A 14,033-nucleotide genomic window follows, 5' to 3' on the forward strand; every position below is an offset into this window, starting at 1 on the left:
AGCCGGAGGAAACTCCGGCTTTTTTATTATCCGCCTGTCACCACATCATAGATCAGTTTCAGGTTCAGCACGATCACGATCAGCGCCACAATCCATGCCGCCCCTGTCAGCCATAAAGGCGCGCGCAGAGCACCCATCTTTTGGCGGTCTGATGTAAACAAGATCAGCGGTACAATGGCGAATGGCAGCTGCAAACTCAGCACCACCTGACTGAGGATCAGCAGATTGGCAGTTCCCTTATTGCCATAGAGCATCGTCACAATAATCGCCGGTATAATAGCAATACCACGCGTAATCAGCCGTCGCAGCCATGGCCTAATGCGGAAATTGATAAAACCTTCCATCACGATCTGCCCCGCCAGCGTTGCCGTTACTGTCGAGTTCAATCCCGCACAGAGCAGCGCGACACCAAACAGGATTGGTGCCAGCGTGCTGCCGAGCAGAGGCGCGATCAAGGCTTCCGCCTGCTCAATCTCCACCACATCAGTACGTCCAACCTTATGAAAAGTCGCTGCGGCCAGAATAAGAATAGACGCATTGACGGCCAGAGCCAGCATCAGCGCAATGGTGGAATCCCATGTGGAATAAGTAATAGCCTCGCGTTTTTCCTCTAAATTACCGCCATATTTACGCGTTTGAACAATGCCTGAATGCAAATAGAGATTATGCGGCATCACCGTTGCGCCAATAATCCCCAGCGACAGATACAGCATTTCCGGATTGGTCACGATTTCAGTGGTCGGTGCAAAGCCACGGATTACAGCGCCCCAATCGGGATCAGCCAGCGCAATCTGCACCAGAAAACACAAAGCAATAATGCAAAGCAAAACCAGCACATAGGCTTCAATCCAGCGGAACCCCTTGCTCTGCATATATAGCACGACAAAAACATCAAGCGCGGTCAGCAACACACCGAGTTCCAGCGGCATACCAAACAACAGATTAAGCGCAATCGCCGTGCCGATCACTTCGGCAAGGTCGGTGGCACAAATAGCAATCTCCGCGCCGATCCATAAGAACCATGCCATCGCCGGAGAATAAGCATCGCGGCAGGCCTGCGCCAGATCGCGCGCCGTCGCCACAGCCAGACGCGTGCAAAGCGATTGCAGCAGAATAGCCATGATGTTGGAAACCAGCGCCACAACCAGCAGCGTATAGCCAAAGCGCGAGCCACCGGCGATAGACGTCGCCCAATTACCTGGGTCCATATAGCCGACTGCCACCAGATAGCCCGGCCCTGCAAAGGCGGTAAATTTTCTCCACCGCGTGCCATGACGCGGAATTGCAATGGAACCATTGACCTCAGCCAGCGATTTCGCTGCCGGTTCCTGACGCCATGCGCCGGAATTGTCAGCACTTTCTGCCAGTGGAAATTCATTTTTCTTCATGAAAAATCTTCGTGCACAAATGATAATGAAACTCATTTGCAACTAAATGCCTGATTTTTCCTGTCGTCAAGAAAAAACAATTCCCCGTATCGTGACAGGGAAATACAGGCATAAAAATGCAGGTTAGAGCGCCGTGCGCCCTCTTGAGTGCACAAAGGTCGCTCTAACACTTAAAAATTACGCTTCAGAACCGGCATTTAAAAAAGCGCTTATTGCGGTTTACCTTTTTCCCACATCACATCACCGCGATAAAGCGGCACGGTTGAGAGCGATGTTTTGGCAGAACCATCCTGCACCTGTGAAGCATGAGCCAGATAAATCAGCGTATTATTGGTCTGATCGTAAATACGGGTAATGACCAGCTTCTTCCAGATCAGGCTGGTGCGCTCGGAAAATACCCGCTCACCGCCTTTGCCCAGCTTGATATCTCCGATGGTAATCGGCCCTGTCTGCTCACAGGAAATCGACGCATTGGACGGATCTTCAAACCAGTTTCCCTTTTGCAGCCGGTCGATCATACCACGCGAGAAAGATGCCAGATGGCAGGTCACACCCTGCACTTTCGGATCGCTGACCGCATCAATCACAATATCATTGCCGAGCCAGTCCACACCAACTTTGCCGATTTCCTCCGCCTGCACCACGCTTATGCTTGTCAAAGGAGACAAGGCCAGCATTGCACCCAGAGCTGTAACGGTCAGAAATTGCTTCATAAACATCTCCTGCATTCAGATTTGAATCAAATATGGAATGGCTTACGCATCCTCTGCCAAAGGCAGCCACTTATCGAGAAAAGCATTAATCTCCATGGTCTGAATATCCGGCAACGCTTTGTAGATCAGCTCCACCGGCCAGTCCCACCATGCACTCTGCAACAGGCGCTCAACCGTCTTTTCATCAAAACGCGGTCGCAGAATTTTTGCAGGCACACCGGCAACAATCATATAGGGTGGCACATCTTTAGAAACCACCGCATTTGCGCCGATCACAGCACCAGTACCAATGCTCACACCGGGCAAAATCACCGCGCCATAACCAATCCAGACATCATTACCGATCGTCACCCGTCTTGAGGAACGGTGTGCACGATAATCCATATCCACGCCGATATTGCGAAAATATTCATTCGGCCGGTAGGTCATTTTATGCATAGTCAGGCGCTGCATCGGATGTTCCAGCGCATTGATCCGCACATTGGAAGCAATGGAGCAGAAATGGCCTATTTCGGCATAAATCCCCTCACCGTTGCGCTCCAGATAGGTGAAATTACCGATCTGCACATCACGCAGGATCACCCGCTCAGCGATTTCGGTATATTGTCCGAGTTTAACGGATTTCAGCTGCGCGCTCGGATGAATTTTCGGCTGCACATCACGCGAAAACTGCAAAACATCCTCACTCATCACGTTTTATTCCTGCATAAGTTCAATTTCAAAAATTTCTGAAATTTCATAAAAGATGGGAAAATCACACAGACAGCCTTTGCCAAACTGCCACAAGCCAGCTATAACATTATTATGACGACAGCTGATAGACAGTCCAACGGACACGAGAGCAGAAAATTGCTTTGGATTAGCGGCGTGGTATTAATCACCGCTCTGGCCGCTGGTGCTTTGTTTGCAGGCTGGATGAATTACAGCGACACCATATTCATGACCATGCTCATGGATGGTATTTCATGGTGCTTCTGAGGATCTGATTTATGCGTAAATATCTTCCCGTTCTGGTGCTGTTTGTTGCTGCCTTCACAATCGGCATTGTCGGCTTTCAGGCCTATCGTGACAAACAAATGGCCTCCGGCGAAGAGAGCCCTTATGGCGGCGCATTCAAGCTTGTCTCTATGAATGGCAGTGAAATCACTGATCAGTCTCTGCGCGGCAATCCTTCAGTCGTGTTTTTCGGCTATACCCATTGTCCGGTTGTCTGCCCGACCACCCTCTTCGATCTCGACAGCTGGCTGAAAGAGCTCGGCCCTGAAGGCGCGGCTATTCGCGGCTATATGGTCACTGTTGATCCTGAGCGTGACACACCGGAATATATTCAGAAATACATTACCAATGTCTCCGACCGTATCACCGGCATTACCGGCGACCCGAAGGACATTGCTGCAATGCTGAAGTCCTACAATATCTATGCCAAGAAAGTTGATGAAGACGGCGAGAATTACACGATGGATCACACTGCATCTATCCTGCTTCTCGACAAGAACGGCCGTCTGCGCTCAACCATCGCCTATGGCGAACCGTCAGAAACAGCAATTTCCAAGCTGAAACGTCTGGCAGCAGGCTGATTAAAGTTACTAAGCACTCCCAATCAAACCCGCTTCATGGTAAGCGGGTTTTTTTATAACTCCAATTCAGAGACCCCACATGGCACAGTACCGCTTATATCTCACACGGGACAAAGATCAGGCTGAGCAGATTTTCGATCTGCTGGAACCGGTATTTGAAGAAGACGGTCTGCCGCTGGCCAATACTGAAATTGATGAAGACAAGCAGATTTATGAAATCTCGCTTTATACCGAAGATAAAGCCGGTGCCGATGAAGCCCTGCCGCGCATGGCCGCCTGTCTGGGTCTGAAACCGGAAGAAATCGGCGTGGAAGAACTGCCGGATATTGACTGGGTTCTGCATTCCCTTGAAGGCCTGAAGCCTGTTCGAGCCGGTCGTTTTTTCGTTCACGGCTCCCATGACCGCGACAAGCTGCAGGACGGCGATATCGGCATTGAGATTGACGCGGGTCTTGCTTTTGGTACAGGCCATCACGGCACTACCGCCAGCTGCCTTGAAATGATCGAAGAAATTGTTGCACTTGAAGAGCCGAAAAATGTGCTGGATCTCGGCACCGGCAGTGCGGTTCTGGCCATTGCCGTTGCCAAACTGCGCGATATTCCGGTTCTGGCTACCGATATTGATCCTGTTGCGGTCGATGTGGCGCAGGAAAATGTGGAGAAGAACGGCGCGGATAAATGGGTTTCTACCCTCACCGCCACCGGCTTCGACAATCCGGAAATGCAGGCACGTGCGCCATTTGATCTGATCGTCGCCAATATTCTTGCCAATCCGTTGATTGAACTGGCAAGCGAGATGCGCGCCCATGTGAAAGATAATGGGTCGCTGATCCTCTCCGGCATTCTGGAAACGCAACGCGACAGCGTGATTGCAGCTTATGAAACAGCAGGCATTGAGCATCACAAAACTATTTACAAAGAAAGCTGGGTTGCTCTTCACCTCAAGCCAAAGCTCTGATTATAATGAGGGTCTAACCTTTTTCAGGATCAGAATCTCATGTTTCAGAACTTTGAAGTCAGCAGCAATCCGGCAACCGGTGCGCCGCGTGTAGCCAAATTGCGCGAGGAACTGAACCGTCTTCAGTTGGACGGTTTTCTTGTGCCACGCGCCGATGAGCATCAGGGCGAATATGTACCGCTGCGTGCTCAGCGCCTTGGCTGGCTGACAGGCTTCACCGGTTCTGCCGGTGCAGCGCTGATCCTGAAGAATAAAGCCTATGTCTTTGTTGACGGACGCTACACATTGCAGGTGCGCACCCAAACCGATCCGGCCGTGTTCGACATTGAAAGTCTGGTCGACAATCCGCCTGCCTCATGGCTGGAGAAAAACGGCAAAGGTCTGGTCATCGGTTTTGATCCTTGGCTGCACACAATTGCAGAAACCCGCGCACTGAAAGCAGCACTCGAGGCACAGGGCGGCCAGCTCGTACCGGTGCAGGACAATCTGGTTGATCTGGTCTGGACTGACCAGCCTGCCGCGCCATTAGAGCCGGTGACAATTCAGCCACTGCAATATGCCGGTCAGGAGCCACGCGCCAAGCTCAACTTGTTGAGTGAAGCAGTTGAGAAAAGCGGTGCCTCAGCCACTATTCTGACAGACCCCGCCTCCATCGCATGGGCGTTTAATATTCGCGGCCGCGATGTCAGCAATACACCGCTGCCTTTGAGCTTTGCACTGATTGCGGCTGACGGCCAGCACATTCTGTTTATCGATAAGCGCAAGCTGCCGATTGAAACCGAAGCCTATCTGACGCAGCTGACCAAAATCACTGCGCCAAACCAGATGGAAAACACGCTGGCTCAGCTGGCAGGTGAAGGTGCAAGCTTCATGCTTGATCCTGCACTGGCTGCGGAAAAGCTGCGCATGATTATCACGCAGGCCAATGGCACTGTGATTGAAGGCACCGACCCTGCCCGCCTGCCCCGCGCCATGAAGAACAAAGCCGAACTGGACGGCTCCCGTGCCGCCCATGAGCGTGACGGCGTGGCCATGGTCAAGTTCTTCTCATGGCTCGACAGCCAGCCTGCCGGCAGCGTGGACGAAATCAGCGCCGCTCAGCAGCTGGAAGAAAGCCGTCGCACAGTCGGCGAAATGTTCCAGAAGCCACTGGAAGATCTGTCCTTTGACAGTATCTCCGGTGCAGGGTCTGACGGAGCAATCATCCATTACCGCGTCAATACAGATACGAACCGCAAGCTCAAAGATGGCGAGCTGTATCTGATTGATTCCGGTGCGCAATATCGTGACGGCACCACGGATATCACCCGTACTGTGGCGATTGGTGATGTCTCTGCTTTTGAGAAGAAGACTTTCACGCTGGTGCTGAAAGGCGTTATTGCGCTATCCCGCCTGCGTTTTCCTGTCGGCACACGCGGTCAGGATATTGATGCCTTTGCCCGTGCCGCACTCTGGCAGCATGGCTATGACTATGCGCATGGCACCGGCCACGGCGTTGGTTCTTATCTCGCTGTGCATGAGGGGCCGCAGAGCATTTCCAAGCGCGGTGCGCAGGAGCTCAAAACCGGCATGATCCTGTCCAATGAGCCGGGCTATTATCGTCCGGGCGAATTCGGCATCCGTATTGAAAACCTGATTATCGTCAAAGAGCCGCAAGCAATTGATGGCGGCGATATCGCAATGCATGAGTTTGAAACACTGACTTTCTGCCCGATTGACCGTCGCCTCATCGATGTTTCATTGCTCAATGCGGATGAACTGGCATGGCTCAACGACTATCATGCACAGACACGCGACAAGCTGCTGCCGCATTGCTCGGAAGACGAAAAGAGCTGGCTGATTGCAGCGACCGAAGCCCTGTAAAGCTTTGCCATACAGACATAAAAAAACCGGCGATTTCGCCGGTTTTTTGTATTTTAAAAAGGCATATATTGGCGCAGCAGCACAATCAGCACACCGCCGAAAATACACAGCGGAATAATACCGATGCGGAATGCCGCCAATGTGCAGAGCACCATGGTCAGAAACTCTTTCCACCCCGCATTGAAAGCAGCCGGAGCAACAAGCGTTGTCAGCACTGCCGCAGGCACGGCATTGAGGCCGGCCTCAACGCGGTAATGCACACGCTCAAACTGCGAAAGAATGAGATGTCCGCCGATACGGGTGATATAGGTCAGCACAGCCGCGCCAAAAATAATCCATACAGTTGAAGACATTACTGCACGTCCTTCACAGTTTTCACCGGCTCATCATCCAGCGTAATCACGGTTTCACGGCCAGACAGCGGCTTGGCAATCACAACAGCCATAACAATACCGCCGATTGCACCAACGGTGACATGCCACGGCGAGCCGATCCAGAAATAAGCAGCAACGGAAGTCACGGAACTCGCCGCAACAATCGGGAACCAGTTTGTACGGGAGCGAAAGCCCATCACCAGCCCGAGGAAATAGATCGGCAACAGCATATCAAGACCGATGGCTTTCGGATCACCGATCATCCCGCCGAAAGTCGCACCAATATAGGCTTCAATCACCCATGACAGATAAAGCGGAATGGCCAGCCCCATATACCAGACAAAGGTAATGGGCTTTTTCTGCTCCGCCTGCTTTTCGCTTTCCGCATATTGAACATCGGTCAGGAAAAAGAACGCCACGATCTGCTGCAAAGGCGTGAAATGCTTAATCAACCGTCCTGTACCTGCGGAATACAACACATGGCGGAAATTCACTGCGAAAATCGACAGCAGGATCATCCATGGTGCAACATGTTTGCCAAACAGCTCCATGCCCACCAGCTGGCTGGCACCGGCAAACAGTGCCGCGCTCATCCATACCGATTCACTGACATTCAGGCCGTTATCAACGGCAACAACACCAAACAAAATGCCAAAAGGCGCGACCGCCGCCATAACCGGCCCGCCGCGTCTTGCACCATCCCAGAATTGTGCAAGTTTACCTGTCTGGGTACCAGACAGGATTTTTGGATTACATCCATCCATCATCATTACCAGTATTTTTCAAACGCGCCTTAAAGCCCGCGTTTACATTTGAGGAATGGACTAAAGCAGAAAACTGCTCTCCGTTCCCACACTGGTTATGAATAGGCTGATGCATAAAACCAATCAAGTGCAGGGCAGACACACCTGCCCTGTCATAAAAGGTAATATTTAATCCGCACCAACGAGCGTAAACCACGCATCTTCGTCGATCACCTCAATGCCCAGCTCCGCAGCTTTGGTGAGTTTTGAGCCTGCCCCCGGCCCTGCAACCACCAGATCTGTCTTTTTTGAAACCGAACCCGCTGCTTTTGCGCCATAGCGCTCCGCCATGGTCTTGGCTTCATCACGCGACATGCGCACCAGCGATCCGGTGAAAACGATGGTTTTACCGGCAACCGGAGAGCCGCTCACGATTTCGTGAACTTCATCCAGCGGTGTTACCTCTGCCAGCAATGCGCTAAGCACTTCTGTATTATGTGGCTCCTGATAGAAATCCACAATCGCCTCAGCGACGATCGTGCCAATACCTTCCACATCAGTCAGTTCGCGCCATGCATCATTGCCCTTGTCGCTCTTTTCCTGCGGCACCAGAGCGGCCAACGCCACTTCTGCCAGCTTGGCATAAGAACCAAAGGCGCGTGCCAGTTTCTTGGCATTGACCTCACCGACATGGCGGATACCAAGCCCGAACAGAAAACGGCTCAGGGCAATCTCACGCCGCTCATTAATCGCGGCATAGAGTTTCTTCACCGATGTCGCACCGAAACCTTCAATATTCTCCAGCTTCTTCAGCGGTGATGCAGCTTGCCGCTTTTCCAGCGTGAAAATATCAGCAGGCGTGCGGATTTTTAAACTCTCATCTTCGGCATTGAAGAAGAACTCAACCTGCTTTTCCCCCAAGCCCTCAATGTCAAAAGCATTACGCGAAACGAAATGGCGGATACGCTCGACTGCCTGCGCCTCGCAGATCAGACCACCGGTGCAACGGCGCACCGCCTCACCTTCTTCGCGCACCGTATGGCTGCCACAGACAGGGCACAGACGCGGGAATTCATAGGCAACACTCTCCGCAGGACGTTTATCTGCAACAATATCCACGATCTGCGGGATCACATCACCGGCACGCTGAATAATCACCGTATCGCCGACGCGGATATCACGCCCCTCACGCAACGCATTGCCCTTCTGGTCAAAGCCGCGAATATAGTCTTCATTATGCAGTGTGGCATTGGTCACGACCACGCCTCCGACCGTGATCGGCTCCAGACGCGCAACAGGCGTCAGCGCACCGGTACGGCCGACCTGAATATCAATGCCTTTGAGAATGGTAAAAGCACGCTCTGCCGGAAATTTATGCGCAATTGCCCAGCGCGGGCTGCGCGAAATAAAACCAAGACGCTGCTGCAAAGCCAGATCGTCGATCTTATAGACCACACCGTCAATATCATAACCCAGCGTTGCACGCTGCTCTTCAATCGCATGATAATGGGCAACCAGTTCCGGAACGCTCTCAAAACGGCGCATCAGCGGATTGATGGTGAAACCATAGGATTTGAACTTTTCCACCATGCCCATTTGCGTAGTGGCAGGCATTTCGCTCACCTCACCCCATGCATAGGCGAAAAAACGTAACACACGGCTGGCGGTGATTTTGCTGTCCAGCTGGCGCAGCGATCCAGCTGCCGCATTGCGCGGATTGGCAAAAACCGGTTTACCGTCTTTTTCCTGTTTTTCATTAAGCGCCGCAAAATCGGCATGGCTCATATAGACTTCACCGCGCACTTCCAGCACATCCGGCGCATCGCCTTTCAGCACCTGCGGAATATCGGCAATCGTGCGCGCATTATTGGTAACATTCTCGCCTACAGAGCCATCGCCGCGTGTCGCAGCACTCACCAGACGCCCCTGCTCATAACGCAGTGAGAGCGACAAGCCATCAATCTTCGGCTCTGCAGTTATACCGAGCGGGCTGCCCGGAAAGAGTTTGAGAAAGCGATAAATACGTCCGACAAATTCACTCACATCCTCATCGCTGAAAGCATTATCCAGCGACAGCATTGGCACATTATGGGTGATTTTGGAGAATTTCTCCGAAACCGCCGCGCCGACTTTCAGCGATGGCGAATCTTCGCGGATCAAATGCGGAAAACGTTGCTCAATTGCCTGATTGCGGCGACGCAGAGCATCATATTCCGCATCAGAGATTGTCGGCGCATCCTGCGTATTATAGAGAAAATCATGCTCAGCGATGGTTTTAGCCAGCAATTCAAGCTCAGCTGCGGCCTGTTCTTCGCTCAAATTTTCAACGCTGATTTCACTCATATTCAACCCGTCTCCGTTTACGGATTCAATATAACACAGGTGATGAAAATCAAACGCTCAAGAGTGAATTTTATGCAGTCAGAGCGCCGTTTTCCCGCAGCAATCTTTCTGCGGCAGCACGGGCTTCATCAGTCACACTGGCACCGGCGAGCATACGCGCTATTTCTTCTTGACGCTCCGCGACTTCCATCGTGCGGATAGAGGTACGCATCTGTTCGCTCTCCCCTTGCGCCTTGGCGATCAGGAAATGCGTTGTCGCACGGGCGGCCACCTGCGGCGCATGAGTGACAGAAAGCACCTGCACATTGGATGACAGCCGTGCAAGACGCTGACCAATCGCATCAGCCACTGCACCGCCCACACCCGTATCAATTTCGTCGAATACCAGTGTTGGTGCCGAACCGCGATCAGCAAGAGCAACCTTGAGCGCCAGCAGGAAACGGGACAATTCACCGCCCGAGGCCACTTTCATCATTGGCCCTGCGCGTGTTCCCGGATTGGTACGCACCCAATATTCAACAACATCAATACCTTCAGCACTACGGTTTTCCGCATCGGTTTCGATATTGACGATAAATTCCGCACGCTCCAGCTTCAGCGCCGGCAATTCCTGCATCACAGCCTGCGTCAGCGACTGCGCAACCTGTGCGCGCTCTGCCGACAATGCAGCCGCTGCCGTGTCATAAATTAGGCGATTTTCCTGAGCCTGTTTCTCCAGCTGCTCCAGCTTTTCCGCACCGGCATCCAGATCCTGCAAATCCGCATCCATCTTGTCGCGCAATGCAGCCAGATTGGCCACCGGCACAGAGAATTTACGCGAAGCTGCACGCAGCGCAAAAAGACGCTCTTCCACTGTCTCCAGCACACGCGGATCAAAATCAATCTCGCGCATTGCCGTATCAATACCGCTCTGCGCATCACCTAGGCGATCCAGCGCCTCGTCAATCGCTTTAATCACCGGCTCCAGCAGATGCGGTGCTTCCGGCATTTTGCGCTCAAGACGGCGCACCAAGGCAGCCAAAGTCGGCACCGGCGATTCATGACCGGACAGCAGATCATTGGCTTCACTGACATCGGTCGCGATCTTCTCAGACTTCATCATGATAGAGCGCTTTTCAGCAAGCTCATCTTCTTCGTCTTCTTGCGGATTGAGCTTATCAAGCTCTTCAGCCGAGGCACGCAGATAATCGGCCTCACGCGCTGCGGCTTCCACTTTAGCGCGATGCTTGACCAGAGCACTCTCACTGTCGCGCCATTGCTTATACAAACGACGCAGCTGCAAAGTCTGCCCGTCCAGCCCGCCAAATGCATCCAGCAATGTGCGATGCAAATCTGTATCGATCAGCGCACGGTCATCATGCTGGCCATGAATTTCCACCAGATGGCGGCCAAGTTCGCGCAGCAAACCAACGCTTGCCGCCTGATCATTGATGAAAACACGCGAACGGCCGTCACTATTCTGCACACGGCGCAGAATAATGTCGCCGTCATCATTGATTTCATTATCCTTGAGAAAATTACGGGCGGGATGATTGATGCCGACATCAAACACCGCCGTCACCTGCCCCTGCTCCGCGCCATGGCGCACAAGGGAAGCATCGCCTCTAGCACCAAGCGCCAGAGACAAACTGTCGAGCAAAATAGATTTACCCGCACCGGTCTCACCGGTGAGGACAGACAGCCCTTTTTGAAACTCGATATCGAGTTTCTCAATCAGGACGATATCGCGGATCGACAGTTGCGCTAGCATGGCTGCCTTTTATAGCATTTTACAGTCAAATGACCACATTTGGCGTCGATAAATGCGGGGAAACAATAAGACTGAGCGAGTTGAAGTTATCATTTAACTACAACTCGCTCTGCCTGCATTATGCTCCGCCCGTGATGAGCGAAGATGCTTTGGAAAGCCACGAACCAGTGTTTTCACGCGGCTCAAGACCACCACCCTGCAAGAGCTTATAGGAATCTTTATACCAAGGGCTGTCCGGGAAGTTCTTACCCAGAACCGCAGCAGCAGTCTGCGCTTCAGAGGTCAGACCCAGTGCAAAATAAGCCTCGGTCAGACGAGCCAGCGCTTCTTCCACCTGACGGGTGTTGGAATATTCCTCAACCACATTGCGGAAACGCTTGATCGCGCCGAGATATTCCTTGCGCTCAAGATAGTAACGGCCGACCTGCATATCCTTACCTGCGAGCTGGTCGCGGGCAAAGCGGATCTTGGTCTTGGCGTCTTCAACATATTCCGATTTCGGGAAACGATCGACAACTTCCTGCATCGCAGCAATCGCACGGCGGCTTGCCGCCTGATCGCGCGTTACATCCGGAATCTGACGGAAATAGCTCAGGCCGATGATGTAATAGGCATAAGCGGATTCATCCGAAGTCGGATAAAGCGTGTTGTAGCGCTTGGCCATTGAAATGGCTTCTTCATAATTACCTTTGCGGTAATTGGTGAATGCGGACATCACCAGCGATTTACGCGCATATTCTGTGTAAGGATGCTGACGGTCAACAGCGGCGAATTTCTTCGACGCTTCGTCCAGACGTCCGGCTTCGAGATTGGCAAGACCTTCATTATAAAGCTTGTCAGCCGGATCAATGCTCTCGACATATTTGGACAGGTCAACATCTTTGTCACCGGAGGCACAACCTGCAAGCGCCATTGTCAGCACGACAGCACTAGTCGCCATAGCCACCTTGGTCATTTTACGAATTTGAGAACCCTCAGCACCAGTAATATTGGCTGCAGTATCTGGGAATTTAGAAATCGTCATGCTGTCTCCGGTGTTTCGGCAACACAAATCATGGGCAAATCATTCCTGTGTCAGAGGGTTCATAAACCATAGCTGAGAACAATCGGCAATGTTAATACAAGTTTATTCGCACTGCTTCGAGACTGCAATGCCTGCCAGACACGACTTTTTCAACCCGTACAGTCATAAAACAGCAAAATCTCTTACAAACCGCCATCACACTGCATGTGTTCGCGGCTCAATTAAGGCTGACAGAACAGACTCTCAAAGAATCATTGAGTAATTTGTCCTGATTATCATTTATAGTTGCGCGCTGTGTTCTTCAGATAACAAAAACTCAGCTTTCCAACCGATAGTGATCCGGTTTTTCCAGCAATGCCTTTACCAGAAGCGCGTTCAGCTTATGACCGCCGCGATAGGAGCGGAACAGGCCACGAAACGGGTGACCTGCCAATGCCAGATCACCGACAGAATCCAGCAATTTATGACGCACGAATTCGTCCGGATAGTGCAGCCCGTCAGGATTAAGCACCTCACCCTCATCGCCGATAGCAATCGAATTTTCCAGCGACGAGCCAAGCGCCAACCCCATTGAACGCAGTTTTTCTACATCGCGCATGAAGCCGAAGGTACGCGCTTTAGCGATTTCATGCTCGAAGACATCGGCATCAAGATCAAAACTGAAAGACTGGCGGCCGATTGAGGCTACCGGAAAATCAATTTCCACCTCATAGCGGGTACCGTTATGCGGTATAAACTCTGCCCAGTTCTGTCCGTCTTCCACACGCACGGGTTTCAAAATAGTCAGATACTGACGCGGGGCATCCTGCTTCACTAATCCGGCCTTGCGGAATGCACTGATAAACTCAGCCGAACCGCCACCGAGGATCGGCACTTCAGGGCCGTCAATTGCAATAGTCAGATTATCAATGCCAAGCACTGCAATCGCGGCCATCAGATGTTCAATCGTGCTGACACCGAAATCAGCAGAGCCGATGGACGTATTCAGCGTTGTCGAACCAAGCGAGGCAGACAATGCAGGAATGCTCTCACGCCGCCCCTCACTATTGTGACGAATAAAAACAATACCGTGGTTCACAGGCGCCGGACTGATATCCAGCGTAACAGGTTTGCCGCCATGCACACCAAATCCCGAGAGCGGGAATGATCCGGCTATTGTTTGCTGCATAGTTTTCATAACAATCCTGTTTCCTGTCTTATCTGCCAGTTTCATATAGGACGCACAGCCTCAAGGCTCAATCTTGTTTCCCGATAAAACACCAGCCTTAAAACAAAAAAACACCGCGTCCCTGATGAGAAC

General features: G+C 52.0%; 12 protein-coding genes and 1 pseudogene. 4 read left to right on the forward strand and 9 right to left on the reverse strand.

What is annotated here, in order from left to right:
• Positions 1 to 26 precede the first annotated feature (26 nt).
• The 3 genes and pseudogenes from LDL70_RS09980 to LDL70_RS09990 form a co-directional block, all read right to left on the reverse strand.
• Complete coding sequence (locus LDL70_RS09980) at positions 27 to 1,388, reverse strand: Nramp family divalent metal transporter (RefSeq protein WP_225684963.1); 1,362 nt, start codon at positions 1,386 to 1,388, stop codon at positions 27 to 29.
• Between the two features lie 209 nt (positions 1,389 to 1,597).
• A pseudogene (locus tag LDL70_RS09985) lies at positions 1,598 to 2,029 on the reverse strand (CreA family protein); the annotation flags it as partial.
• A 114-nt stretch (positions 2,030 to 2,143) separates the two neighbouring features.
• Positions 2,144 to 2,791 (reverse strand): CatB-related O-acetyltransferase, encoded by a 648-nt coding sequence (locus LDL70_RS09990; RefSeq protein WP_225684964.1) that lies wholly within the window; start codon positions 2,789 to 2,791, stop codon positions 2,144 to 2,146.
• Positions 2,792 to 2,950: 159 nt separating this feature from the next.
• Between LDL70_RS09990 and LDL70_RS18010 the strand changes: the two genes are divergently transcribed.
• From LDL70_RS18010 to LDL70_RS10005, 4 genes are all read left to right on the forward strand, one after another.
• Positions 2,951 to 3,079: a hypothetical protein gene (locus LDL70_RS18010; protein ID WP_255560626.1), complete on the forward strand. Its 129-nt coding sequence runs from the start codon at positions 2,951 to 2,953 to the stop codon at positions 3,077 to 3,079.
• An 11-nt stretch (positions 3,080 to 3,090) separates the two neighbouring features.
• Positions 3,091 to 3,678 (forward strand): SCO family protein, encoded by a 588-nt coding sequence (locus tag LDL70_RS09995; RefSeq protein ID WP_022711382.1) that lies wholly within the window; start codon positions 3,091 to 3,093, stop codon positions 3,676 to 3,678.
• A 79-nt stretch (positions 3,679 to 3,757) separates the two neighbouring features.
• The gene (locus LDL70_RS10000) at positions 3,758 to 4,636 is read left to right on the forward strand and encodes a 50S ribosomal protein L11 methyltransferase (protein ID WP_225684965.1); all 879 of its coding nucleotides are present in this window, start codon (positions 3,758 to 3,760) and stop codon (positions 4,634 to 4,636) included.
• Positions 4,637 to 4,675: 39 nt separating this feature from the next.
• The gene (locus tag LDL70_RS10005; protein ID WP_225684966.1) at positions 4,676 to 6,499 is read left to right on the forward strand and encodes an aminopeptidase P family protein; all 1,824 of its coding nucleotides are present in this window, start codon (positions 4,676 to 4,678) and stop codon (positions 6,497 to 6,499) included.
• 53 nt (positions 6,500 to 6,552) lie between these two features.
• On the opposite strand, the gene LDL70_RS10010 is transcribed toward LDL70_RS10005, so the two are convergent.
• From LDL70_RS10010 to lpxC, 6 genes are all read right to left on the reverse strand, one after another.
• Positions 6,553 to 6,852 carry an AzlD family protein gene (locus tag LDL70_RS10010; RefSeq protein WP_022711379.1) on the reverse strand — a complete coding sequence of 100 codons (300 nt, stop codon included), beginning with the start codon at positions 6,850 to 6,852 and terminating at the stop codon, positions 6,553 to 6,555.
• Entirely contained in the window at positions 6,852 to 7,640 is a 789-nt protein-coding gene (locus LDL70_RS10015; RefSeq protein ID WP_225688488.1) for an AzlC family ABC transporter permease, read from the reverse strand. The genes LDL70_RS10010 and LDL70_RS10015 overlap by 1 nt, the downstream gene beginning before the upstream one ends.
• A gap of 165 nt (positions 7,641 to 7,805) precedes the next feature.
• On the reverse strand, positions 7,806 to 9,959 hold the full coding sequence (gene ligA, locus LDL70_RS10020) for an NAD-dependent DNA ligase LigA (protein ID WP_225684967.1): 2,154 nt from the start codon (positions 9,957 to 9,959) through the stop codon (positions 7,806 to 7,808).
• Between the two features lie 70 nt (positions 9,960 to 10,029).
• A complete protein-coding gene (gene recN, locus LDL70_RS10025; RefSeq protein ID WP_022711376.1) occupies positions 10,030 to 11,709 on the reverse strand; it encodes a DNA repair protein RecN in 1,680 nt (559 codons plus the stop codon).
• Between the two features lie 118 nt (positions 11,710 to 11,827).
• Positions 11,828 to 12,664 (reverse strand): outer membrane protein assembly factor BamD, encoded by an 837-nt coding sequence (locus tag LDL70_RS10030; protein WP_225688489.1) that lies wholly within the window; start codon positions 12,662 to 12,664, stop codon positions 11,828 to 11,830.
• 385 nt (positions 12,665 to 13,049) lie between these two features.
• The gene (lpxC, locus tag LDL70_RS10035) at positions 13,050 to 13,910 is read right to left on the reverse strand and encodes a UDP-3-O-acyl-N-acetylglucosamine deacetylase (protein WP_370637645.1); all 861 of its coding nucleotides are present in this window, start codon (positions 13,908 to 13,910) and stop codon (positions 13,050 to 13,052) included.
• Between the last annotated feature and the right edge of the window lie 123 nt (positions 13,911 to 14,033).

Origin of the sequence: Pseudochrobactrum sp. XF203 (genome assembly GCF_020341615.1) — a bacterium.
Classification (GTDB): Bacteria; Pseudomonadota; Alphaproteobacteria; order Rhizobiales; family Rhizobiaceae; genus Pseudochrobactrum; species Pseudochrobactrum saccharolyticum.

Bases quoted from the DNA above. Each gene is read 5' to 3' on its own strand.
- LDL70_RS10005 (WP_225684966.1), top strand. From the start codon at position 4,676: ATGTTTCAGAACTTTGAAGTCAGCAGCAATCCGGCAACCGGTGCGCCG.
- LDL70_RS09995 (WP_022711382.1), top strand. From the start codon at position 3,091: ATGCGTAAATATCTTCCCGTTCTGGTGCTGTTTGTTGCTGCCTTCACA.
- LDL70_RS09990 (WP_225684964.1), bottom strand. From the start codon at position 2,791: ATGAGTGAGGATGTTTTGCAGTTTTCGCGTGATGTGCAGCCGAAAATT.
- LDL70_RS10010 (WP_022711379.1), bottom strand. From the start codon at position 6,852: ATGTCTTCAACTGTATGGATTATTTTTGGCGCGGCTGTGCTGACCTAT.
- LDL70_RS09980 (WP_225684963.1), bottom strand. From the start codon at position 1,388: ATGAAGAAAAATGAATTTCCACTGGCAGAAAGTGCTGACAATTCCGGC.
- LDL70_RS10030 (WP_225688489.1), bottom strand. From the start codon at position 12,664: ATGACCAAGGTGGCTATGGCGACTAGTGCTGTCGTGCTGACAATGGCG.
- ligA (WP_225684967.1), bottom strand. From the start codon at position 9,959: ATGAGTGAAATCAGCGTTGAAAATTTGAGCGAAGAACAGGCCGCAGCT.
- lpxC (WP_370637645.1), bottom strand. From the start codon at position 13,910: ATGAAAACTATGCAGCAAACAATAGCCGGATCATTCCCGCTCTCGGGA.
- LDL70_RS10015 (WP_225688488.1), bottom strand. From the start codon at position 7,640: ATGATGGATGGATGTAATCCAAAAATCCTGTCTGGTACCCAGACAGGT.
- recN (WP_022711376.1), bottom strand. From the start codon at position 11,709: ATGCTAGCGCAACTGTCGATCCGCGATATCGTCCTGATTGAGAAACTC.
- LDL70_RS10000 (WP_225684965.1), top strand. From the start codon at position 3,758: ATGGCACAGTACCGCTTATATCTCACACGGGACAAAGATCAGGCTGAG.